This is a genomic window from Pseudomonas sp. SMN5 (assembly GCF_052041925.1).
Classification (GTDB): domain Bacteria; phylum Pseudomonadota; class Gammaproteobacteria; order Pseudomonadales; family Pseudomonadaceae; genus Aquipseudomonas.
Genome location: NZ_JBKGGX010000005.1, coordinates 110,011 through 133,586, shown reverse-complemented (window position 1 = coordinate 133,586; position 23,576 = coordinate 110,011). Strand labels below are relative to the sequence as shown.

23 protein-coding genes are annotated in these 23,576 nt (G+C 58.2%); 2 read left to right on the top strand and 21 right to left on the bottom strand.

Annotation, left to right across the window (positions count from 1 at the left end):
- Positions 1 to 53: 53 nt before the first annotated feature.
- From glmS to rpmH, 21 genes are all read right to left on the bottom strand, one after another.
- Positions 54 to 1,886 carry a glutamine--fructose-6-phosphate transaminase (isomerizing) gene (glmS, locus tag ACLEJR_RS07015; protein ID WP_440812952.1) on the bottom strand — a complete coding sequence of 611 codons (1,833 nt, stop codon included), beginning with the start codon at positions 1,884 to 1,886 and terminating at the stop codon, positions 54 to 56.
- Between the two features lies 1 nt (position 1,887).
- Entirely contained in the window at positions 1,888 to 2,664 is a 777-nt protein-coding gene (locus ACLEJR_RS07010; protein ID WP_440812950.1) for a DeoR/GlpR family DNA-binding transcription regulator, read from the bottom strand.
- Positions 2,665 to 2,892: 228 nt separating this feature from the next.
- The gene (gene glmU / locus ACLEJR_RS07005; RefSeq protein WP_440812948.1) at positions 2,893 to 4,260 is read right to left on the bottom strand and encodes a bifunctional UDP-N-acetylglucosamine diphosphorylase/glucosamine-1-phosphate N-acetyltransferase GlmU; all 1,368 of its coding nucleotides are present in this window, start codon (positions 4,258 to 4,260) and stop codon (positions 2,893 to 2,895) included.
- Between the two features lie 114 nt (positions 4,261 to 4,374).
- Positions 4,375 to 4,800: a F0F1 ATP synthase subunit epsilon gene (locus ACLEJR_RS07000; protein ID WP_440794607.1), complete on the bottom strand. Its 426-nt coding sequence runs from the start codon at positions 4,798 to 4,800 to the stop codon at positions 4,375 to 4,377.
- A 45-nt stretch (positions 4,801 to 4,845) separates the two neighbouring features.
- Complete coding sequence (atpD, locus tag ACLEJR_RS06995; protein WP_042727805.1) at positions 4,846 to 6,222, bottom strand: F0F1 ATP synthase subunit beta; 1,377 nt, start codon at positions 6,220 to 6,222, stop codon at positions 4,846 to 4,848.
- A gap of 27 nt (positions 6,223 to 6,249) precedes the next feature.
- The gene (gene atpG, locus ACLEJR_RS06990; protein ID WP_030139034.1) at positions 6,250 to 7,110 is read right to left on the bottom strand and encodes a F0F1 ATP synthase subunit gamma; all 861 of its coding nucleotides are present in this window, start codon (positions 7,108 to 7,110) and stop codon (positions 6,250 to 6,252) included.
- A 50-nt stretch (positions 7,111 to 7,160) separates the two neighbouring features.
- Positions 7,161 to 8,705 (bottom strand): F0F1 ATP synthase subunit alpha, encoded by a 1,545-nt coding sequence (gene atpA / locus ACLEJR_RS06985; protein ID WP_024777788.1) that lies wholly within the window; start codon positions 8,703 to 8,705, stop codon positions 7,161 to 7,163.
- A 21-nt stretch (positions 8,706 to 8,726) separates the two neighbouring features.
- Positions 8,727 to 9,263 (bottom strand): F0F1 ATP synthase subunit delta, encoded by a 537-nt coding sequence (locus ACLEJR_RS06980; RefSeq protein WP_440794604.1) that lies wholly within the window; start codon positions 9,261 to 9,263, stop codon positions 8,727 to 8,729.
- A 12-nt stretch (positions 9,264 to 9,275) separates the two neighbouring features.
- On the bottom strand, positions 9,276 to 9,746 hold the full coding sequence (locus ACLEJR_RS06975) for a F0F1 ATP synthase subunit B (protein ID WP_030139033.1): 471 nt from the start codon (positions 9,744 to 9,746) through the stop codon (positions 9,276 to 9,278).
- Positions 9,747 to 9,805: 59 nt separating this feature from the next.
- The gene (atpE, locus tag ACLEJR_RS06970; RefSeq protein ID WP_003097235.1) at positions 9,806 to 10,063 is read right to left on the bottom strand and encodes a F0F1 ATP synthase subunit C; all 258 of its coding nucleotides are present in this window, start codon (positions 10,061 to 10,063) and stop codon (positions 9,806 to 9,808) included.
- A gap of 132 nt (positions 10,064 to 10,195) precedes the next feature.
- On the bottom strand, positions 10,196 to 11,065 hold the full coding sequence (gene atpB, locus ACLEJR_RS06965) for a F0F1 ATP synthase subunit A (protein ID WP_047703951.1): 870 nt from the start codon (positions 11,063 to 11,065) through the stop codon (positions 10,196 to 10,198).
- 16 nt (positions 11,066 to 11,081) lie between these two features.
- Positions 11,082 to 11,489, bottom strand: a complete 408-nt coding sequence (locus tag ACLEJR_RS06960; protein WP_440812947.1) for a F0F1 ATP synthase subunit I — start codon at positions 11,487 to 11,489, stop codon at positions 11,082 to 11,084.
- A 148-nt stretch (positions 11,490 to 11,637) separates the two neighbouring features.
- Positions 11,638 to 12,510: a ParB/RepB/Spo0J family partition protein gene (locus tag ACLEJR_RS06955; protein ID WP_440812945.1), complete on the bottom strand. Its 873-nt coding sequence runs from the start codon at positions 12,508 to 12,510 to the stop codon at positions 11,638 to 11,640.
- A gap of 9 nt (positions 12,511 to 12,519) precedes the next feature.
- Positions 12,520 to 13,317, bottom strand: a complete 798-nt coding sequence (locus ACLEJR_RS06950) for a ParA family protein (protein WP_245145415.1) — start codon at positions 13,315 to 13,317, stop codon at positions 12,520 to 12,522.
- 18 nt (positions 13,318 to 13,335) lie between these two features.
- On the bottom strand, positions 13,336 to 13,971 hold the full coding sequence (gene rsmG / locus ACLEJR_RS06945; RefSeq protein ID WP_440794790.1) for a 16S rRNA (guanine(527)-N(7))-methyltransferase RsmG: 636 nt from the start codon (positions 13,969 to 13,971) through the stop codon (positions 13,336 to 13,338).
- 5 nt (positions 13,972 to 13,976) lie between these two features.
- On the bottom strand, positions 13,977 to 15,869 hold the full coding sequence (gene mnmG / locus ACLEJR_RS06940; RefSeq protein ID WP_440812944.1) for a tRNA uridine-5-carboxymethylaminomethyl(34) synthesis enzyme MnmG: 1,893 nt from the start codon (positions 15,867 to 15,869) through the stop codon (positions 13,977 to 13,979).
- 543 nt (positions 15,870 to 16,412) lie between these two features.
- A complete protein-coding gene (gene mnmE / locus ACLEJR_RS06935; RefSeq protein WP_440812943.1) occupies positions 16,413 to 17,783 on the bottom strand; it encodes a tRNA uridine-5-carboxymethylaminomethyl(34) synthesis GTPase MnmE in 1,371 nt (456 codons plus the stop codon).
- Between the two features lie 79 nt (positions 17,784 to 17,862).
- The gene (gene yidC / locus ACLEJR_RS06930) at positions 17,863 to 19,545 is read right to left on the bottom strand and encodes a membrane protein insertase YidC (RefSeq protein ID WP_440794594.1); all 1,683 of its coding nucleotides are present in this window, start codon (positions 19,543 to 19,545) and stop codon (positions 17,863 to 17,865) included.
- A gap of 2 nt (positions 19,546 to 19,547) precedes the next feature.
- A complete protein-coding gene (yidD, locus tag ACLEJR_RS06925) occupies positions 19,548 to 19,793 on the bottom strand; it encodes a membrane protein insertion efficiency factor YidD (protein WP_010465488.1) in 246 nt (81 codons plus the stop codon).
- The gene (rnpA, locus tag ACLEJR_RS06920) at positions 19,786 to 20,193 is read right to left on the bottom strand and encodes a ribonuclease P protein component (RefSeq protein WP_440794788.1); all 408 of its coding nucleotides are present in this window, start codon (positions 20,191 to 20,193) and stop codon (positions 19,786 to 19,788) included. The genes yidD and rnpA overlap by 8 nt, the downstream gene beginning before the upstream one ends.
- A gap of 16 nt (positions 20,194 to 20,209) precedes the next feature.
- Positions 20,210 to 20,344: a 50S ribosomal protein L34 gene (rpmH, locus tag ACLEJR_RS06915; RefSeq protein WP_003213577.1), complete on the bottom strand. Its 135-nt coding sequence runs from the start codon at positions 20,342 to 20,344 to the stop codon at positions 20,210 to 20,212.
- 564 nt (positions 20,345 to 20,908) lie between these two features.
- Between rpmH and dnaA the strand changes: the two genes are divergently transcribed.
- Both dnaA and dnaN read left to right on the top strand, forming a co-directional pair.
- Positions 20,909 to 22,432, top strand: a complete 1,524-nt coding sequence (dnaA, locus tag ACLEJR_RS06910) for a chromosomal replication initiator protein DnaA (RefSeq protein ID WP_440794593.1) — start codon at positions 20,909 to 20,911, stop codon at positions 22,430 to 22,432.
- A gap of 39 nt (positions 22,433 to 22,471) precedes the next feature.
- A complete protein-coding gene (dnaN, locus tag ACLEJR_RS06905; RefSeq protein WP_030132563.1) occupies positions 22,472 to 23,575 on the top strand; it encodes a DNA polymerase III subunit beta in 1,104 nt (367 codons plus the stop codon).
- Position 23,576 lies beyond the last annotated feature (1 nt).

Here is a 23,576-nt window from a genome sequence, read left to right as displayed (position 1 = left end):
TTGTGACAACCTTTATTAATCAAAAACACCAAGAGCCTATCGAGAAGCGAAACTCACTCCACCGTCACAGACTTCGCCAGGTTCCGCGGCTGGTCCACGTCAGTCCCCTTGAGCACCGCCACGTAGTACGACAGCAGTTGCAGCGGGATGGTGTAAAGGATCGGCGAGAGGATGTCGTGGATGTGCGGCATGTGCACCACGTGGGTGCCTTCGCCATTGGTCATGCCGGCTTTTTCGTCCGCGAAGACAATCAACTGGCCGCCACGGGCGCGTACTTCCTGCAGGTTGGACTTGAGCTTTTCCAGCAGCTCGTTATTCGGTGCCACGGTGACCACCGGCATGTCGTTGTCCACCAGGGCCAACGGGCCATGCTTGAGCTCACCGGCCGGGTAGGCCTCGGCGTGGATATAGGAAATTTCCTTGAGCTTGAGGGCGCCTTCCATCGCCACCGGGAATTGCGCGCCACGACCGAGAAACAGGGTGTGGTTCTTCTCGGCAAACAACTCCGCGACTTTCTCCACCGTGCTGTCCATCGCCAGCGCTTCGCCCAGGCGGGCCGGCAGTCGACGCAATTCTTCCACCAGTTTGGCTTCGACGCCTTCGCCCAGCGTACCGCGCACCTGGCCCAGGGACAGGGTCAGCAGCAGCAGGCCGACCAGTTGGGTGGTGAATGCCTTGGTCGAAGCGACACCAATCTCGCGACCGGCCTGGGTCAGCAGCGTCAGGTCGGACTCGCGCACCAGTGAGCTGATGCCGACGTTGCAGATTGCCAGGCTGGCGAGGAAACCCAGTTCCTTGGCGTTGCGCAGGGCTGCCAGTGTGTCGGCGGTTTCGCCGGACTGGGAAATCGTGACAAACAGGGTGTCGGGTTGCACCACCACTTTGCGGTAGCGGAACTCGCTGGCGACCTCGACCTGGCACGGAATACCCGCCAGTTCTTCCAGCCAGTAACGGGCGACCATACCGGCGTGATAGCTGGTGCCGCAAGCAACGATCTGTACGTTGCGGACCTTGGCGAACAGCTCGGCCGCTTGCGGGCCAAAGGCCTGGACCAACACCTGGGTCTGGCTCATACGGCCTTCCAGGGTGCGTTGTACCACGGCGGGCTGCTCGTGGATTTCCTTGAGCATGAAGTGACGGAACTCGCCCTTGTCGGCGGCTTCGGCACCGTCGCGGTACTGCACAATCTCGCGCTCCACCGCTTGACCGCCGATGTCCCAGATCTGCACGCTGTCGCGACGGATGTCGGCGATATCGCCCTCTTCCAGGTACATGAAACGGTCGGTGACCTGACGCAACGCCAACTGGTCGGACGCCAGGAAGTTCTCACCCAGGCCCAGGCCAATCACCAACGGACTGCCGCTGCGGGCCGCCACTACGCGATCCGGCTGTTTAGCGCTGATCACCGCCAAGCCATAGGCGCCGTGCAGTTCCTTGACGGTCGCCTTGAGGGCTACGGTCAGGTCCGCCAGGTCCTTTAGCTTGTGATTGAGCAGGTGGGCGATGACTTCAGTGTCCGTGTCCGAGGTGAACACGTAGCCAAGGGCCTTGAGTTGTTCACGCAGGGCTTCGTGGTTCTCGATGATGCCGTTATGCACCACCGCCAGGCCGCCGGAGAACATCGGGTGGGCGTTACGTTCGCACGGCGCACCATGGGTGGCCCAACGGGTGTGGGCGATTCCCAGGCGACCGATCAACGGCTCGGCGTCCAGAGCTTGCTCCAGCTCGCTGACCTTGCCGGGACGACGCAGGCGCTCAAGCGTCTGATCATTGGTGTACACCGCTACGCCGGCGCTGTCATAGCCGCGGTATTCCAGGCGCTTGAGGCCTTCGAGCAAGATTGCTGTGATGTTGCGTTCAGCAACGGCGCCGACAATTCCACACATGTTATTTCTCCTGGCTGACAGGCGCGCAGATCACGGTAATCCCGCGGGCCTGGATCTGGTCGCGGGCCTCTACGGGCAGGCGATCATCGGTAATGAGGGTATGGACGCTGCTCCACGGCAGTTCCAGATTGGGGATCTTGCGACCGATCTTGTCGGCCTCCACCATCACGATCACTTCGCGGGCAACCTCAGCCATTACACGGCTCAGGCCCAGCAGTTCGTTGAAGGTGGTGGTGCCTCGAACCAGATCGATGCCATCGGCGCCGATGAACAACTGGTCGAAATCGTAGGAACGCAGGACCTGTTCGGCCACTTGGCCTTGGAACGATTCGGAATGGGGATCCCAGGTGCCCCCGGTCATCAACAGCACCGGTTCATGCTCCAGTTCGCTCAGGGCGCTGGCGACATGCAGGGAATTGGTCATCACCACCAGGCCCGGTTGCTGACCCAGCTGGGGAATCATCGCTGCCGTTGTACTGCCGCTATCGATGATGATTCGCGCATGCTCACGGATCCGCTTCACCGCAGCCCGGGCGATGGCCAGCTTATATTTGGAGACGGTTTGGCCGTTATCGGCCACCAGCTCCTGGGGCATCGGTATCGCACCGCCGTAGCGACGAAGCAGCAAGCCGTTGCTTTCCAAAGCGGCGAGATCCTTGCGAATCGTAACTTCAGAGGTTTCGAAGCGCTTGGCCAATTCGTCCACACTGACCTCCCCCTGCTCTTGGAGCAAGGCGAGAATGTTATGACGGCGTTGTGGCGTGTTGCGCTTTGACATGAGGAATTAAGTTTCGATTCGAAAGATAACGTAAGCAATCAAAACCTATTGCAACGGGATCGTCAAGGCGCGAGGAGAAAAATTCAGAAATGGTGCGGATCGAAAATTGTTACCGATCCTGTGGGAGCGAGCCTGCTCGCGATGACGGCGGCGCAGCCGACATCATCATCAACAGACCCACCGCTATCGCGAGCAGGCTCGCTCCCATAGGGAGAGGCTGTGGATAACTCAAGACTTCTTGATTTTCTCCGGGCGCTTCCAGCCATTAATGTTGCGTTGGCGGGCTCGTCCAACAGCCAATTGGCCGTTATCCACATTTTGCGTCACGGTTGAACCGGCCGCAGTCGTTGCGCCACTGGAGATATCCACAGGCGCCACCAGCGAGTTGTTGGAACCGATGAACACATCCTCACCCAGCACGGTTTTCCATTTGTTGGCCCCGTCGTAGTTGCAAGTGATGGTCCCGGCGCCAATGTTGGTGCGCGCCCCGACTTCTGCATCCCCTAGATACGTCAAGTGACCGGCCTTGGCGCCCTCACCCAAATGGGCGTTCTTGAGCTCGACAAAGTTACCCACATGGGCCCGGGCTTCCAGAACCGAACCTGGACGCAGCCGCGCAAACGGGCCCGCATCGCTGCCCTCGCCCATGATCGCGCCTTCAAGATGACTGTTGGCCTTGATGACCACGCCTTTGCGCAGGGTGCTGTCCTTGATGACGCAGTTAGGCCCGATGACCACATCGTCCTCGATCACGACCTTGCCTTCGAGGATCACGTTGATATCGATAACTACATCGCGGCCCACGCTGACTTCGCCGCGCACATCGAAACGGGCCGGGTCGCGCAGCGTCACGCCTTGCGCCATCAGGCGGCGGGCGGCGCGCAATTGATAGTGGCGCTCCAGTTCGGCCAGTTGCTTGCGATCATTGGCGCCCTGCACTTCCATTGCATCCAATGGCTGCTCGGTGGCCACCACCAGCCCGTCAGCGACAGCCATGGCGATCACATCAGTCAGGTAGTACTCACCCTGGGCATTGTTGTTCGACAGGCGGCTCATCCAATCACCCAGGCGCGCTGCCGGTACGGCAAGAATCCCGGTGTTGCCCTCGGTGATGGCGCGCTGGGCTTCGTTGGCGTCCTTCTGCTCGACAATGGCGGTTACCTGACCCTGGGCGTTGCGCACGATGCGGCCGTAACCGGTGGGGTCGTCCAGCTCGACGGTCAACAGACCCAACTGCTCGGGCGTGACCTGCTTGAGCAGGCGCTGCAAGGTGTCGACTTCGATCAGCGGCACGTCGCCGTAGAGAATCAGTACCGTGTCGGCGGTAATAAATGGCACGGCCTGGGCCACGGCGTGGCCTGTCCCCAGCTGCTTGTCCTGCAGGACGAAGTTCAGGTCATCGGCTGCCAGGCGCTCGCGTACCGCATCGGCGCCATGGCCAATCACCACGTGAATGCGCTGTGGATCAAGTTGCCGGGCGCTGTGGATAACATGACCCAGCATGGAATTGCCGGCTACCGGGTGCAATACCTTGGGCAGCGCGGAACGCATGCGGGTGCCTTGGCCGGCCGCGAGGATAACGATTTCAAGAGACATGACTGGCTACCAATCCTGGGTGGTCAGCGGCTGTGACCAGATGATGAGTGTCGGGAAAGAAAAAAGGGTAGCCGAGGCTACCCTTTTTAATCAAACGCACAGGAAGCAGACGGCTTAGCCGCCGAACTTCTTGCGGATCTGCTGGACGGTGCGCAGCTGGGCTGCGGCCTCGGCCAGACGTGCAGCAGCAGAACCGTAGTCGAAGTCTGCGCCTTTTTCGTTCAGGGCCTTCTCGGCAGCCTTGACGGCTTCCTGAGCGGAGGCTTCGTCCAGGTCGGCAGCACGTTGCACGGTGTCGGCAAGGACCTTGACCATGTTCGGCTGAACCTCGAGGAAACCACCGGAGATGTAGAACACCTCCTTTTCCCCGCCCTGCTTGGTCAGACTGATCGGACCTGGCTTCAAGCTGGTGATCAGCGGTGCGTGGCCCATGGCGATACCAAGATCCCCCAGCTCACCATGCGCAACCACAAACTCGACCAGACCGGAGAAAATTTCCCCTTCCGCACTGACGATATCGCAATGGACTGTCATAGCCATCTGATTGCCTCAACCTAAATTAGCGCCCGTTGCCGGGCGCCGGGATTACAGTTTCTTGGCTTTTTCGATCGCTTCTTCGATGCCGCCAACCATGTAGAACGCTTGTTCTGGCAGGTGGTCGTAGTCACCGTTGAGGATGCCTTTGAAGCCAGCAATGGTGTCTTTCAGGGAAACGTATTTACCCGAAGCACCGGTGAAGACTTCAGCCACGAAGAACGGTTGCGACAAGAAGCGCTGGATCTTACGAGCGCGGGCTACCAACTGCTTGTCGGTTTCCGACAGCTCGTCCATACCCAGGATCGCAATGATGTCCTTCAGCTCTTTGTAGCGCTGCAGCACGTACTGAACGCCGCGAGCGGTTTCGTAGTGCTCGGTACCGATCACGTTCGGGTCCAACTGACGGGAAGTCGAGTCCAGTGGGTCTACCGCTGGGTAGATACCCAGGGAAGCGATGTCACGGGACAGTACGACGGTGGCGTCCAAGTGGGCGAAGGTGGTCGCTGGCGACGGGTCGGTCAAGTCGTCCGCAGGCACGTATACGGCCTGGATCGAGGTGATCGAGCCTTGCTTGGTCGAAGTGATACGCTCTTGCAGCACACCCATCTCTTCAGCCAGGGTCGGCTGGTAACCTACTGCCGAAGGCATACGGCCCAGCAGTGCGGATACTTCGGTACCGGCCAGGGTGTAACGGTAGATGTTGTCGACGAACAGCAGAACGTCGTTACCTTCGTCACGGAATTTCTCGGCCATGGTCAGGCCGGTCAGGGCTACGCGCAGACGGTTTCCCGGCGGCTCGTTCATCTGGCCGTAGACCAGTGCCACTTTGTCCAGAACGTTGGAATCCTTCATCTCGTGGTAGAAGTCGTTACCCTCACGAGTACGCTCACCCACACCGGCGAACACGGAATAACCGCTGTGCTCGATGGCGATGTTACGGATCAGTTCCATCATGTTTACGGTCTTGCCTACACCGGCACCACCGAACAGACCGACTTTACCGCCCTTGGCGAACGGGCAGACCAGGTCGATAACCTTGATGCCGGTTTCCAGGAGGTCGTTGCCGCCAGCCTGCTCAGCGAAGGACGGCGCAGGACGGTGAATGCCCCAACGCTCTTCTTCGCCGATCGGGCCCGCTTCGTCGATCGGGTTGCCCAGTACGTCCATGATCCGACCCAGGGTCGCTTTACCGACCGGTACGGAGATGGCTGCGCCAGTGTTGTTGACATCCAGACCGCGCTTCAAGCCTTCGGTGGAGCCCATCGCAATGGTACGAACCACGCCGTCGCCCAGCTGCTGCTGAACTTCCAGAGTGGTTTCGGCGCCTTGAACCTTCAAGGCGTCGTAGATGCTCGGTACGCTGTCGCGTGGAAATTCCACGTCGATAACGGCGCCGATGATTTGAACGATACGTCCGCTACTCATAGCTGGATCCTCTGAATATTTGAACCGTTAAACCGCGGCAGCGCCGCCGACGATTTCCGAGATCTCTTGGGTGATCGCAGCCTGACGCGCCTTGTTGTAGATCAGCTGCAAATCGCTGATCAAATCACCGGCGTTGTCGGTAGCGTTCTTCATCGCGATCATCCGCGCCGCTTGTTCAGCTGCGTTGTTCTCGACCACCGCCTGGTAGACCTGCGACTCCACGTAGCGGACCATCAAGCCGTCGAGCAGCTCCTTGGCATCCGGTTCGTAGAGATAGTCCCAGTGGTGCTTGAGTTCCTGTTCCGGGGTCGCCACCAGTGGAATCAACTGCTCCACGGTAGGTTGCTGCGTCATGGTGTTGATGAACTTGTTGGATACCACGGACAGGCGGTCGATCCGGCCTTCCAGATAAGCATCCAGCATCACCTTGACGCTACCGATCAGGTCATTGATCGACGGCTCTTCACCCAGGTGGCTGATAGCAGCAACGACGTTACCGCCGAAGTTGCGGAAGAAAGCCGCACCCTTGCTACCGACCACACACAGATCGATCTCGACGCCTTGTTCGCGGTTTACCGCCATGTCCTTGACCAGGGCCTTGAACAGGTTGGTGTTCAAGCCACCGCACAGACCACGGTCACTGCTCACCACGACGTAACCGACGCGCTTGACGGCGCGATCGATCATGAACGGGTGGCGGTATTCCGGGTTGGCGTTGGCCAGATGACCAATCACCTGGCGGATGCGCTCCGCATAAGGACGGCTAGCAGCCATGCGCATTTGTGCCTTGCGCATTTTGCTGACCGCCACTTTTTCCATGGCGCTGGTAATCTTTTGCGTGCTTTTGATGCTCGCAATCTTACTGCGAATCTCTTTTGCGCCTGCCATGTAACACCTATCAGGTTAGCAAGCGGGAGCCTTGCGGCTCCCGCTGCGGCTTACCAGGTTTGGGTGGCCTTGAACTTCTCGATACCAGCCTTGAGGCCAGCGTCGATTTCGTCATTGAAGTCACCCTTCACGTTGATCTTGGCCATCAAATCGGCGTGATCGCGGTTGAAGAAAGCAATCAGCGCTTGTTCGAAGCTGCCGATCTTGGCGATTTCAATGTCAGTCAGGAACCCACGCTCAGCGGCATACAGCGACAGCGCCATGTCAGCGATCGACATCGGTGCGTATTGCTTCTGCTTCATCAGCTCGGTAACGCGCTGACCATGCTCAAGTTGCTTACGGGTCGCTTCGTCCAGGTCAGAAGCGAACTGGGCGAATGCCGCCAGTTCACGGTACTGAGCCAGGGCGGTACGGATACCACCGGACAGCTTCTTGATGATCTTGGTCTGAGCGGCACCACCTACACGGGATACCGAAACACCGGCGTTTACAGCAGGACGGATGCCCGAGTTGAACATGGCCGATTCCAGGAAGATCTGACCGTCAGTGATGGAAATCACGTTGGTCGGAACGAACGCGGAAACGTCGCCAGCCTGGGTTTCGATGATTGGCAGGGCGGTCAGGGAACCGGTCTTGCCAGTCACTGCGCCGTTGGTGAACTTCTCGACGTACTCTTCCGAAACGCGAGATGCGCGCTCCAGCAGACGGGAGTGGAGATAGAACACGTCGCCTGGGTAGGCTTCACGGCCTGGTGGACGGCGCAGCAGCAGGGAAATCTGGCGGTAGGCCACTGCTTGCTTGGACAGATCGTCATAGACGATCAGCGCGTCTTCACCGCGGTCGCGGAAGTATTCGCCCATGGTGCAACCGGAGTACGGTGCCAGGAATTGCAGTGCAGCGGATTCCGAAGCACTGGCCGCCACGATGATCGTGTTGGCCAGGGCGCCGTTTTCTTCCAGCTTGCGAACCACGTTGGCGATGGTCGATTGCTTCTGACCGATTGCCACGTAGACGCAGAAGATGCCGCTGTTTTTCTGGTTGATGATCGCGTCGATTGCCAGGGCGGTCTTACCGATCTGACGGTCACCGATGATCAGCTCACGCTGGCCACGGCCGACAGGGATCATGGCATCGACAGCCTTGTAGCCAGTCTGTACAGGCTGGTCTACCGACTTACGCCAGATCACGCCCGGAGCAACTTTCTCGACCGCGTCGGTCTCGGTGTTGTTCAGCGGACCCTTGCCGTCAACTGGGTTACCCAGTGCGTCGACAACGCGACCCAGCAGTTCCTTGCCTACCGGAACTTCGAGGATGCGGCCGGTGCACTTGGCGCTCATGCCTTCAGCCAGAGTCGTGTACGCGCCCAGTACCACGGCACCTACGGAGTCTTGCTCCAGGTTGAGGGCCATACCGTAGACGCCGCCCGGAAACTCGATCATCTCGCCGTACATGACGTCGGCCAGACCGTGAATCCGCACGATGCCGTCAGATACGCTGACGACAGTGCCTTCGTTACGGGCTTGGGAGGTCACATCGAGCTTTTCGATGCGGCCCTTGATAATTTCACTTATTTCGGAAGGATTGAGTTGCTGCATTGCTCTGCTGCCCCTTCAAACTCAAGATTTCAATGCTTCGGCAAGTTTCGCGATTTTGCCGCGAATCGAGCCATCGATAACCAGGTCGCCGGCGCGGATGACAACGCCCCCAATCAGGGACTTGTCTTCCTCGACTTGCAGGCGCACTTCCCGGTTGAGTCGTGCACTGAGAACCTTGGCGAGTTTGTCTTGCTGTTCTTGGTTCAATGCAAAAGCACTGGTCACTTCCACGTCTACCGACTTCTCTTGCTCGGCCTTGTACAGGTCGAAAAGAGCAGCGATCTCCGGCAGAAGCGGGAGACGGTCGTTTTCGGCAACGACATGAATGAAATTCTGTGCCTTGGCATCGAACTTGTCGCCGCACACGTCAATGAACGTGGCGGCCTTTTCTGCGCTCGTCAGTCGCGGGGCCTTGAGCACGCGCTGCATGGTGTCATCTTGCGACACCTTAGCAGCCAGGCCGAGCATGGCTGACCAATTGGCCAGTTGCTGGTGGGCCTGAGCGTGCTCGAAGGCCGCCTTAGCGTAAGGTCGGGCCAACGTGGTCAGTTCTGCCATGATCGCCCTCGCTTAGATTTCAGCAGCCAGTTGGTTTACCAGCTCTGCGTGCGCGTTTTGATCGATTGTGGCACCCAGGATCTTCGAAGCACCGCCAACGGCCAGGCTACCCACTTGGGCACGCAGCGCGTCTTTGACACTGTTGAGTTCCTGTTCGATCTCGGCTTGAGCCTGAGCCTTCACACGGTCAGCTTCGACGCGAGCCTGTTCACGGGCTTCGTCGACAATCTGGGTACCGCGTTTCTTGGCTTGCTCGATGATTTCAGCTGCCTGAGCCTTCGCTTCGCGCAGTTGCTGACCCACTTTCTCATGGGCCAACTCCAGGTCGCGAGCTGCACGGCTGGCAGCGTCCAGACCATCAGCGATCTTCTTTTGACGTTCGTGCAATGCCGCAATGACCGGAGGCCATACGAACTTCATGCAGAACAATACAAAAATCAGGAACGCAACGGACTGGCCAATCAGGGTCGCATTAATGTTCACGCCAACACCTCGCAGTTACGTTGTCCATCACATCAAACTACTCGAAAAACTCCGAGTAATTAGCCAGCGATCTGACCAACGAACGGGTTCGCAAAGGTGAAGAACAGAGCGATACCAACACCGATCATGGTTACGGCGTCGAGCAGACCGGCAACGATGAACATTTTGACTTGCAGCATTGGAACCATTTCTGGCTGACGCGCAGCGCCTTCCAGGAACTTGCCGCCCAGCAGGCCGAAACCAATTGCGGTACCCAGTGCGCCCAGGCCGATCAACAGTGCAACAGCGATAGCGGTTAGACCAACTACAGTTTCCATCTTTCCTCCCGACTTTTACGTCGTATGGTTTAGGTTTTTTAGATTAAAGCGGTAAAACAAATCGTTTCATCAGCCCTGTTCGGGCTCCTTCCCGTTTGACCGGGAAGGACATCAGACTAGTCGAGACTGGCCTTAATGGTTTTCTTCGTGCGCCATCGACAGGTAGACGATGGTCAGCATCATGAAGATGAACGCCTGCAGGGTGATGATCAGGATGTGGAACACAGCCCACGCCCACTGCAGTGCCACGCCCAGGCCGCTGAGCCAGAGCAGGCCGCTGCCGAACATCACAGCGATCAGGATGAACACCAGCTCGCCGGCATACATGTTGCCGAACAGACGCAGGGCCAGAGAGATAGGCTTGGCGATCAGGGTCACGAATTCCAGCAGGAAGTTCACCGGGATCAGCAGGGCTTGAACCAGGATGTTCTTGCTGCCGAACGGATGCAGGGTCAGTTCGCCGATGAAGCCGCCGATGCCCTTGACCTTGATGCTATAGAAAATGATCAGTGCGAAAACCGAGAATGCCATGCCCAGGGTCGCGTTCGGGTCGGTGGTCGACACGGCGCGGAATGGGATGTGGTGATCACCGGAGATCAGGATGGCCAGTTGAGGAATCCAGTCGACCGGTACCAGGTCGACGGCGTTCATCAGGAACACCCAGACGAAGATGGTCAGGGCCAGCGGTGCGATCACCGGGCTACGGCCATGGAAGCTGTCCTTCACGCTGCCATCGACGAACTCGACCAGTACTTCCACGAAGTTCTGCAGTGCGCCAGGCTGACCGGAGGTCGCTTTCTTCGCCGCCATGCGGAAAAGGAAGACAAAGATCAGGCCCAACGCGACCGACCAACCGAGGGTATCGACGTGGAAAGCCCAGAAGCCCATTTCCTTGGCCTCTGCTGCGGAGTGGGCAAAGCCCCAGCCGCCGTTGGGTAGCTGACCGAAAGTCAGGTTCTGCAAGTGGTGCTGGATATAGCCCGAAGCGGTTGTCTCTGCCATGGTTGCCTCAAACGCCCTAAGGTCTCGAAAGTCTTGTTCTCATCAGCAGGGGAGCGAACCAGCTGACCAGTTGGGTCAGCACGAAGACGCCGAATACAGCCAGCGGCGCCAATGGCTTCACACCTGCAAACGTCAGTGCAAACAGCACTGCCGTCAAAATCAGTTTCCCCGCCTCGCCGGCATAAAAAGACCGGACGATAGCCTGGGCTGCTCGGGCGCCGGAAAACCGAAAGGCCCTGTGAGCAAAGTAAATATTGGGAAGCAAGGCTATCAGGCCTCCGCAAAGACCTGAGTATCCGGCGACGACGCCTTTCCATTGCCAGAGCGCCAATGTGGCGATCAGAACAACGATGAGCTGAGTCATCAAAACCGGGAAAACTGCCAGACGATGGAACGGCAAGCGGTTTGGCGTGCGGGTTTCCATCGCTTTTGCTCTCCAAGGGTCGGCTGCCATATTTCAATAACTTGGCATAATTTGTGCCGACAAAATGCGCGCAGAGTATAGGGGCGGTTCTGCCCCTATTCAACTGTCAGGTAGTGATTTCCGACTGGGCGCTACAAGCGCAATTGTTTCAGCGAATGTGTGCAAGGACACCTTGCAGCTCATCAAGAGAGTTGTAACCGATCACCAGTTGCCCCTTGCCCTTCTTGCCGTGACGAATCTGCACCGCAGAGCCCAGGCGCTCGGCCAAACGCTGTTCCAGGCGAGCGATATCCGGATCAGGTTTGGGGGCTTCGACAGGGGCCGGTTTCCCACTGAGCCACTGACGAACCAATGCCTCAGTCTGGCGCACGGTCAGACCGCGTGCGACAACATGTCGCGCCCCTTCAACCTGTTGATTTTCCGGCAAACCGAGCAGCGCACGGGCGTGCCCCATCTCCAGGTCACCGTGGGACAGCATGGTCTTGATGACTTCCGGCAGCGCGATCAACCGCAAGAGGTTAGCGACGGTCACGCGGGATTTGCCCACCGCCTCGGCCACCTGTTGCTGGGTCAGCTGGAACTCCTGCTGCAAACGCTGCAGGGCCACCGCCTCTTCGATCGGGTTGAGATCTTCGCGCTGGATATTCTCGATCAGCGCCATGGCAATGGCGGTTTCATCCGGCACATCACGCACCATCGCCGGGATGGTTTCCTGACCGGCCTGCTGGCTGGCGCGCCAGCGGCGTTCGCCGGCAATGATCTCGAAACGTCCGCTGCCGATGGGACGCACCACGATCGGCTGCATGACGCCCTGGGTCTTGATCGACTGGGCCAGTTCTTCCAGCGCCTGCGGATCCATGTCGCGGCGCGGTTGGTATTTGCCACGCTGGATCAGGTCCAGCGGCAGGTGCTGCAGCTCACGCTCATCGGCCTGCACCGCCTGCTCTTCCAGGGAGCTGACGGTCGGACCACTGAGCAGTGCATCCAGTCCACGTCCGAGACCTCGTTTCTTGACGGCCATCAGGTTTCCTTAAGTTGGCTGGGCTGCAGCGATGCGTGGATTGCGGCGCTGGCGGCGAACCATCTCGCCCGCCAGGGCCAGATAGGCCAGTGCACCACGCGATTGTTTATCGTAGGCCAGGGCAGGCATGCCGTAGCTCGGCGCTTCGGCCAGGCGGATGTTACGCGGGATGACCGTGTCGTAGAGCTGCTCGCCGAAGTGTTCCTTGAGCTGGGCCGAGACGTCGTTCATCAGGCTCAGGCGCGGGTCGTACATGGTCCGCAGCAGGCCTTCGACCTTCAGGTCCGGATTCAGCAGTTCGGCGATGCGCTTGATGTTATCCACAAGGTCGCTCAAACCTTCCAACGCAAAGTACTCGCACTGCATGGGGATAATCACCCCATCGGCGGCCACCAGGGCATTGAGGGTGAGCATCGACAATGACGGCGGACAGTCGATCAGGATGTAGTCGTAGTTTTCCCGGATCGGCGCCAGGGCGCTGCGCAAGCGGCTTTCCTTCATCTGCATTTCCAGCAGCACCACTTCGGCCGCCGTCAAGTCACGGTTGGCCGGCAGCAGCTGATAACCGCCGTGTTCGGAAAAATGCATGGCCTGACCCAGATCGCATTCACCGATCAGTACGTCGTAGATGGAGTTTTCCAGGCCATGTTTATCCACACCGCTACCCATGGTGGCGTTGCCCTGTGGATCGAGGTCGATCAGCAGCACCCGACGCTTGGTCGCGACCAGGGATGCTGCGAGGTTGATGCAGGTGGTGGTCTTGCCCACGCCACCTTTCTGGTTCGCTATCGCGAATACCTTAGCCATTCTTGCTTGTGTTCCCAATCATGCCGTGCGGCGCAGTATCAGCAGATGGCGTTGGCCTTGGCAACCGGGTACGGCCAAGGCGTGTTCGCTATCGAGGTGGAAGTCTGCCGGCAATGCTACCAGCTCATCGGCCGGATGAACGCCCTTCATTGCCAGCCAGCGCGTATCGGCGTCACCCAGGTGGCGAGTCCAGTTGCTGAAATTTTCCATGCTGCTGAACGCACGGGAAATAATCCCGGTGAACGGTTGCGTCGGCTGGAACGCTTCGACGCGACTGTGGATAACTTGCAGGTTATCCAACTGCAGCTCGAGTTTGACCTGAGTCAGGAAGCGGGTTTTCTTGCCGTTGCTGTCCAGGCATGTCACTTGCGACTCGGGAAACAGGATCGCCAGAGGTATGCCCGGCATCCCGCCGCCACTGCCCACATCCAGCCAGCGACCGTTCTCGATGAAAGACATCACACTGAGGCTGTCGAGCAAATGCCGCGAGACCATTTCGTCCGGATCGCGCACTGCGGTCAGGTTGTAGGCCTTGTTCCATTTGATCAACAGCGCCAGGTAACCCAGCAATTGCGCATGCTGGGCTTCGCTCAGGCTGACGCCAAGTTGACGAGCTCCTGTGGATAACTCTTCAGCGTGTTGCGAGGTGACCATCGAACTCAAGCGCTTTGCTCCAGCTGGCGGCCGGCGCCGCGTTTTTTCAAATGAATCATCAACAGGGAAATCGCCGCCGGGGTCACGCCCGGGATACGCGAAGCCTGGCCCAGGGTCTCCGGCCGGGTAGCACCGAGTTTGCTCTGGATCTCCTTCGACAAACCGGAGATACCCGTGTAATCGATATCCACAGGCAGCTTCGTATCTTCACTGGCGCGCAGCCGGGCGATCTCGTCCTGTTGGCGGTCGATGTAACCGGCGTACTTGGTCTTGATCTCGACCTGTTCTGCCACCTGCGGATCTTCTGCGCCCTGCCCGGTGACATCCACCAATCCGGCGTAATCGATTTCCGGGCGGCTCAACAAATTGAGCAGGTTGTATTCGTGGGTCAGCGGCGTACCGAATCTTGCGGCGATTGCATCGCCCTGCTCGGTACCGGGACGAACCCAGGTGCTTTTCAGGCGCTGCTCTTCCAGCTCGATGCCTTCACGTTTCTTGCAGAACGCGGCCCAACGCACGTCGTCCACCAGCCCCAGTTCGCGACCTTTCTCGGTCAGGCGCAGGTCGGCGTTGTCTTCACGCAGGATCAGGCGATATTCCGCACGGGAAGTGAACATCCGATACGGTTCCTGGGTACCCAGGGTGATCAAGTCATCCACAAGCACACCGATGTAGGCTTCATCGCGTCGCGGGCACCAGCTGTCCTTGCCTTGGGCACGCAGCGCGGCGTTGGCCCCGGCCAGCAGACCTTGGGCGCCGGCCTCTTCATACCCCGTGGTGCCGTTGATCTGTCCGGCGAAGAACAGACCACCGATGACCTTGGTCTCGAGGCTGTATTTCAGGTCACGCGGGTCGAAATAATCGTATTCGATGGCGTAGCCCGGGCGAACGATGTGGGCATTCTCCATACCGCGGATCGATTGCACGATCTGCAATTGCACATCGAACGGCAGGGAGGTGGAAATCCCGTTCGGGTACAGCTCGTGGGTGGTCAGGCCTTCCGGTTCGATGAAGACCTGATGGCTTTCCTTGTCGGCAAACCGATGGATCTTGTCTTCGATCGACGGGCAATAGCGTGGGCCGACCCCTTCGATCACGCCGGAATACATCGGCGAACGATCAAGGTTGGCCGCAATGATCTCGTGGGTGCGGGCATTGGTGTGGGTGATCCAGCAGCTTACCTGTTGCGGGTGTTGCTCTTTGGATCCCAGGAACGACATCACCGGGATCGGCGTATCGCCGGGTTGCTCGGTCATCACCGAGAAATCCACAGTCCGGCCGTCGATGCGCGGTGGCGTACCGGTTTTCAGGCGACCGACACGCAGCGGCAACTCTCGCAGGCGCTGGGCCAGTGCGATCGAGGGCGGATCACCGGCGCGGCCACCGGAATAGTTCTGCATGCCGATGTGGATAAGTCCGCCGAGGAAGGTCCCGGTGGTCAATACCACGGAATCTGCGAAGAAACGCAGGCCCATCTGGGTAACGACGCCGCGTACCTGGTCTTGCTCGACGATCAGATCATCGGCCGCTTGTTGAAATATCCACAGGTTCGGCTGGTTCTCCAGGATTTCGCGCACAGCAGCCTTGTACAAGACCCGGTCGGCCTGGGCGCGAGTAGCGCGCACGGCAGGGCCTTTGCGGCTGTTCAATACGCGGAACTGGATACCACCCTTATCGGTAGCTATGGCCATCGCGCCACCCAGGGCATCGATTTCCTTGACCAGATGGCTCTTGCCGATCCCACCAATGGCGGGGTTGCAGCTCATGGCGCCGAGGGTTTCCACGTTATGCGTCAGCAATAGGGTCTTGGCCCCCATGCGCGCTGATGCAAGTGCTGCCTCGGTACCGGCATGACCGCCGCCGATGACGATCACTTCAAAACGGGAAGGGAAATCCACCACGCACCTCGTGCCTGCTTAATTCAGGTAATTCGGAAAATAGATTTGGCTCTGGCCTTGGGGCGTTTTTGGAGCCAGGTCGGCAAGTATAGGGACTTCGCCCTTTCTAAAGAACCCTTTGCACAAAATTTAACCAGCTGTGGAGAACTGGGGGTAAAAAAAAATAAAAAAGAAAGAAATTTATAAAACCTTTGTTTTTATGTTTATTCTTAGGCCGCGACCAATCTGTGGATAAAGCTTTGCAGGCCTTTTATTTCAATATGTACAGCGATCCAAAAGCCTGTGGTCATCTGGCAATGAGGGGCTTGGATAACCGGTGTAAGCCTGTGGATGAATGACGCTGTTATCCACAGAGGCAATTATCTTCAGTTTTGAAGGCCGTTTATCAACCGACCTCAGCGGCAGTTATTCACAGGGCTTACCCTCAAGAAATCATCGTCCATAGGCCAACCGCCATGTTGGGCAATCAGCGAAAAAGAGGGTGGGCCGGGTTCGCATTGACTCGATGCGCTTTCGAATGCTCCCCCGGCTGGGTGGATGGGGTTATTTACCGATGCAGAAGCTGGAAAATATCCGCCCCAGCAGGTCGTCCGAGCTAAACGCCCCAGTGATTTCCCCTAAGGAATGCTGCGCTTGGCGCAAATCTTCGGCCAGCAGCTCTCCAGCTCCCGCCAACGTCAGCTGTGCACGACCGTGTTCCAAGGCGGCACTGGCATGGCGCAGCGCCTCAAGGTGCCGGCGGCGGGCACTGAAGCTGCTTTCTGAAGTTTGTTCGTAGCCCATGCAGGCCTTGAGGTGTTCACGCAGCAATTCCAGCCCTTCACCCGCCGATTTCGCGCTCAGGCTGATGGTCACGTGACCGTCATCACTGACTTCGAGGGCGATCGCTTCCCCGGTCAGGTCGGCCTTGTTGCGAATCAGGGTGACTTTCGCAGGATCGGGGCGGACCTCAAGGAATTCGGGCCACAAGGCAAAGGGATCATTTGCTTCAGGCGCAGTGGCATCCACCACCAGCAAAACCCGATCAGCTTCACCGATGGCCTTGAGTGCCCGTTCGACGCCGATTTTTTCCACCTGGTCATCGGTATCGCGCAAACCGGCAGTATCCACTACGTGCAGGGGCATACCATCGATGTGGATATGTTCACGGAGGATGTCCCGAGTGGTGCCAGCAATCTCAGTGACGATCGCCGCTTCGCGGCCGGCCAAGGCATTCAGCAGGCTGGATTTGCCGGCATTCGGTCGTCCAGCGATGACCACGGTCATTCCATCGCGCAGCAAGGCCCCTTGTCCTGCTTCACGCAGTACTGTGGATAACTGTTCGCGGACTTTATCAAGCATGCTCAGAACGTGGCCGTCGGCGAGAAAGTCGATTTCTTCTTCCGGGAAATCGATCGCGGCCTCGACATAGATCCGCAGGGCGATCAATTGTTCGGTGAGGTTATGCACACGCTGGGAAAAAGCCCCCTGCAAGGAGCGCAATGCGTTGCGAGCGGCTTGGGCGGAACTGGCTTCGATCAGATCGGCAATCGCCTCGGCCTGGGCCAGGTCGAGCTTGTCATTGAGAAAGGCCCGTTCGCTGAATTCCCCCGGCCGGGCCAAGCGGCAACCCAGTTCAAGGCAACGTTTGAGCAACATGTCCAGCACGATGGGGCCGCCGTGTCCTTGCAACTCCAGCACGTCTTCGCCGGTGAATGAATTCGGGCCCGGGAAATACAAGGCCAGACCTTCATCCAGAACTTGCTGGTCGTCGCTGAAAAACGGGCCGTAATGCGCGTATCGCGGCTTGAGTTCACGACCGCTGATAGCCTTGGCCGCGACACTGGCCAACGGCCCGGAAATACGGACGATGCCGACACCACCGCGACCTTGGGCGGTGGCAACGGCAGCGATGGTTTCACGCGGTGTGCTCATAAACCGATATCCAGACAAAAGTGACAGATAGCAAAACGCCCCACTAGGGGGCGTTTTGTGTGGTTATCCACAGAGCAAGTTACGCCTCGGCTTTTTTCGTCGCCGCTTCGATCTTACGCGTGATGTACCACTGCTGAGTGATGGACAACACGTTGTTCACAACCCAGTACAGCACAAGACCGGCCGGGAACCACAGGAAGAAGAAGGTGAAGATGATTGGCATCATTTTCATGACCTTCGCCTGCATCGGGTCCGGAGGGGTCGGGTTCAATTGCTGCTGGATAAACATGGTCGCGCCCATGATGATCGGCAGTATGAAGAACGGATCCTTGATCGACAGGTCGGTAATCCACAGCATGAACGGTGCCTGGCGCATCTCCACGCTTTCCAGCAGAACCCAGTACAGCGACAGGAACACCGGCATCTGTACCAGAATCGGCAAGCATCCACCCAGCGGGTTGATCTTTTCTTTCTTGTACAGCTCCATCATGGCCTGGGACATTTTCTGCCGGTCATCGCCATGCTGTTCTTTCAGGGCGGCCAGCTTCGGTGCCACTGCGCGCATGCGGGCCATGGACTTGTAGCTGGCAGCCGACAATGGGAAGAACAAGCCCTTGATCAGCATGGTCAGGAAGATGATCGACCAGCCCCAGTTACCGACGATGCTGTGGATATGTTGCAGCAACCAGAAGATCGGTTGGGCAATGAACCACAGGAAACCGTAGTCCACAGTCAGTTCCAGACCTGGGGACAACTCTTTCAGCACGGCCTGGCTCTTCGGACCGGCGTACAGGATCGCGCTGGTTTCGACTTTTCCACCGGGTGCAGCGGTCAATGTCGGACCGGTATAACCGATGATGAAATTGCCTTTGCTGTCTTTACGCGTCTGGACGATGTTGCTGTCGCCCTTCTGCGGAATCCAGGCAGTTACAAAATAATGCTGCAACCAGGCAACCCAACCGCCTTGGACGGTTTCCTTGAGCTGCCCCTTGTCCATGTCTTTCATGGACACTTTCTTGTACGGCTCCGAACTTGTCCACAGGGCGGCGCCCAGGTAGGTCGCGGTACCGGTGGCGGTGCTGGACGACGGATCATCACTGGCGTCGCGCTTGAGTTGCGCAAACATCGCGCCCGACCAAGGCTGGGCGCTCTGGTTGTCGATCAGGTAGGAGACCGTCACGTCATACAGGCCACGTTTCAAAGTGAAACGCTTGATGTAGTTGACGCCGTCCTTGCTGAACTTCAGGTCGACGACCAATTGATCCTGGCCGTCAGCCAGTTGATAGGTCTTCTTCTCGGCAGAGTAAACCGGGCGTCCAGCCGGGTTGGAGTCCGGGCCATTGGTGCCGATCAGGCCGCTTTGGGCCAGATAGGTCCGCTCGTTCCCGTTGTCGAACAACTGGAACGGGATTTCCGGATGATCCTGGCGACGCGGGTACAGCGGTAGCTTCAACTGCGCAACGTCACCACCTTGTGGATCGATTGCCAGTTCGAGCACATCCGTCTTGACCTGGATAAGGTCTTTGCTTGCAGCCGCGGGGGCTTCGGCGGGAGCGCTGGTTTCGCTTGCGGCGCGCGGAATGTCGTCGTTGCTGGCAGCGGCGTTGCCGGCAGGTACATCCGGCAGGCTCGGTGCTGTATTGCTGGCTGCAACATTCTGAGTCGGCAGGGCAGCCTGGCCATAGTCCTGGTTCCATTTAAGGACCATGACATAGGACACGATTGCCAGGGCGACGATCAGGATCGTGCGTTTGATATCCATGATTACTCGGCCATCGAAGAAGAACGGGAGGTAGGGATAGGCGGAACCGGGTCATAACCGCCGGGGTTCCACGGATGACAGCGACCTAAACGACGAAAGGTCAGCCAGCCACCGCGCAGGAGACCATGATTTTCTATGGCTTCATACGCGTAGCAGGAACAACTGGGGTAGAAACGACAGTGGCTGGCCATCAAAGGACTAATGGCGTAGCGATAAAACTGGATCGGAACGAGTGCCAGTTTACGCATCGGGACTGTCTACCCCTACAGTTTCGGTGCTGGCAGCTGGAGCGGATACCGGCTTGTTACGTGCCAGACGCTTCCAGAGCTTGCCGAAATGCTGAATCAATTCGGGGTTTTCTACGTCACCCAAACCTTTGCGCGCGACGATAACGATGTCCCACCCGACCAGGGCTTGCTGGTTCAGGCGAAACGATTCGCGCATCAGACGTTTGAGGCGATTGCGCTGAACGGAGAGCTTGACGCTCTTTTTCCCGATAACCAACCCAAGTCGGGGGTAATCGAGATCATTGTTGCGCGCAAGGAGCAGGAGATTTTTCCCCGGAACCTTGCCGGTAGGGGAGTCAAAGACTGCCTTGAAATGCCGGGGAGTAAGCAGACGCTTTTCCCGACTGAAGTCCTGACTCACCTCCAGTGCCGGATTATCAAACTGCCAGACGCGCACGACCTTTGGCGCGACGACGCGACAGGACGGCACGACCGTTCTTGGTAGCCATGCGAGCACGGAAACCGTGGGTACGAGCGCGTTTGATAGTGCTTGGTTGGAAAGTACGTTTCATGTCGTGTTACCTGGTTCGTCCACAACGGGCCGGAATGGCCCCCGTTTTAAGAGACCGGGGATTCTAGAGAAAGCAAGCCTCTAGGTCAATTTCCAACCAACGTTTCCTTTAAATAGATATCCGGCCTCAGGACGGCTTCCTCATCGGAGCCAGATATAGAAATAAAGAAGGGAATTATTTAAAGCTTTTCTGTAAAGCTTATAAAAGCTAGGTGGCCTGCCGTCTGTGGATAACCCCCTGCAGACCTTTGGATTCAAGCTGTACAGAGAATGACAACTACAGGGGAAAGCAGTGACAAGCCTGTGCTGCGCCCTCGGATAAGCTGTGAGCTGAAAGATCAGTTATCCACAGGCGGGTTATCCACCGGGTTTGACCCGGACTTGTACAAAGACCTCAAGCTTGGTTATCCACAGAGCTTATCCACTGACCGCCGGTCGCCTTTCTTGTCCGTAAGACATTGATAAATACTGGGCGAACAGCAACCTGCGTGTGGATAAGTGACCGACTGATCGCTACAATGGCCGCTTGTTTTTGCCTCACCGGCTTTCAACTTAGGGGATATCCGTGTCAGTGGAACTTTGGCAGCAGTGCGTAGATCTTTTGCGCGATGAGCTGCCTGCCCAACAATTCAACACTTGGATCCGTCCACTACAGGTCGAAGCCGAAGGCGACGAGTTGCGTGTCTATGCACCGAATCGTTTCGTTCTCGATTGGGTCAACGAAAAGTACCTGGGCCGGGTCATGGAGCTCCTCGACGAGCACGGCAATGGCATGGCGCCTGCGTTGTCCTTATTGATAGGCAGCAAGCGCAGCTCTGCACCGCGAGCCGCCCCCAATGCGCCGCTGGCGGCGGCGGCCTCCCAGGCTCAGGCGGCTGCGGCACCTGTCAATAACCATGCCGCGCCTGCCTCGACGCCTGCGCCGAACAAGCGCAACGCACAAAAGGTAGAAGAGGTCAGCGAAGAGCCATCTCGGGATAGCTTCGACCCCATGGCCGGCGCCAGCAGCCAGCAGGCACCGGTACGGGCCGAACAGCGCACCGTCCAGGTCGAAGGCGCACTCAAGCACACCAGCTACCTGAACCGGACCTTCACTTTCGAGAACTTCGTCGAAGGTAAATCCAACCAACTGGCCCGAGCGGCCGCCTGGCAGGTCGCGGACAATCCCAAGCACGGCTATAACCCGCTCTTCCTTTATGGCGGCGTGGGCTTGGGTAAGACCCACTTGATGCATGCCGTGGGCAACCATCTATTAAAGAAGAACCCGAATGCCAAGGTCGTGTACCTGCATTCCGAGCGCTTCGTAGCCGACATGGTCAAGGCGTTGCAACTGAACGCGATCAATGAATTCAAGCGCTTCTACCGTTCGGTAGACGCCCTGCTGATCGACGATATTCAGTTCTTCGCTCGCAAGGAGCGCTCCCAAGAAGAGTTTTTCCACACCTTCAACGCCTTGCTTGAAGGTGGGCAGCAGGTCATTCTCACCAGCGACCGTTACCCCAAGGAAATCGAGGGCCTCGAAGAACGCCTCAAGTCGCGTTTCGGTTGGGGCTTGACGGTGGCCGTCGAGCCACCGGAGCTGGAAACCCGGGTCGCGATCCTGATGAAGAAGGCCGACCAGGCCAAGGTCGAGCTTCCCCACGACGCTGCGTTTTTCATCGCTCAGCGGATCCGCTCCAACGTGCGTGAGCTCGAAGGTGCCCTCAAGCGGGTGATTGCCCACTCCCACTTCATGGGGCGCGACATCACCATCGAGCTGATTCGTGAGTCGCTGAAAGATCTTCTGGCCCTCCAGGACAAGCTGGTGTCTGTGGATAACATCCAGCGAACTGTTGCCGAGTACTACAAGATCAAGATTTCCGACCTGTTATCCAAGCGCCGTTCGCGCTCGGTAGCCCGTCCGCGCCAGGTGGCCATGGCATTGTCCAAGGAACTGACCAACCACAGCCTGCCGGAAATCGGCGATGTGTTCGGCGGCCGCGACCATACCACCGTGCTGCACGCCTGCCGCAAGATCAACGAACTTAAGGAATCCGACGCGGACATCCGCGAGGACTACAAGAACCTGCTGCGTACACTGACCACTTGATGACCACCAGCGCAGCTTATTAAGGCAAGGGACTAGACCATGCATTTCACCATTCAACGCGAAGCCCTGTTGAAACCCCTGCAACTGGTCGCAGGCGTCGTCGAACGCCGCCAGACCTTGCCGGTACTTTCCAACGTGCTGCTGGTTGTCGAAGGCCAGCAACTGTCGCTGACCGGTACCGACCTGGAAGTCGAGCTGGTCGGTCGCGTGCAGCTTGAAGAGCCTGCCGATCCGGGTTCCATAACCGTGCCTGCGCGTAAGCTGATGGACATCTGCAAAAGCCTGCCCAACGACGCGCTGATCGACATCAAGGTCGATGAGCAGAAGCTCGTGGTCAAGGCCGGCCGCAGCCGTTTCACCTTGTCGACCCTGCCGGCCAATGACTTCCCGACCGTGGAAGAAGGCCCGGGCTCGCTGACCTGCAGCCTGGAACAAAGCAAGTTGCGTCGTCTGATTGAACGCACCAGCTTCGCCATGGCCCAGCAGGATGTGCGCTATTACCTCAATGGGATGCTCCTGGAAGTATCCGCTGGCGTTATCCGCGCAGTTGCTACCGACGGACACCGCCTGGCGATGTGCTCGATGCAGGCCGATATCGGTCAGCCAGATCGCCATCAGGTGATCGTGCCGCGCAAAGGTATTCTAGAACTGGCGCGCCTGCTGACCGAGCCGGACGGCAACGTCAGCATCGTGCTGGGCCAGCACCATATCCGGGCCACCACCGGTGAATTCACGTTCACGTCGAAACTGGTGGACGGCAAATTCCCGGATTACGAACGCGTGCTGCCCAAAGGTGGCGACAAGCTGGTATTGGGCGATCGCCAAGCCCTGCGCGAAGCTTTCAGTCGTACCGCGATCCTGTCCAACGAGAAGTATCGCGGTATTCGTTTGCAACTGGCCAATGGTCAACTGAAGATCCAAGCGAACAACCCGGAGCAGGAAGAAGCGGAAGAAGAAGTGGGCGTTGAATACAACGGCGGCTCTCTGGAGATCGGCTTCAACGTCAGCTATTTGCTTGATGTGCTGGGCGTAATGACCACGGAGCAAGTGCGTCTGATCCTGTCTGACTCCAACAGCAGTGCGCTGGTGCAGGAGTCCGATAACGACGATTCGGCTTACGTTGTCATGCCGATGCGTCTGTAAT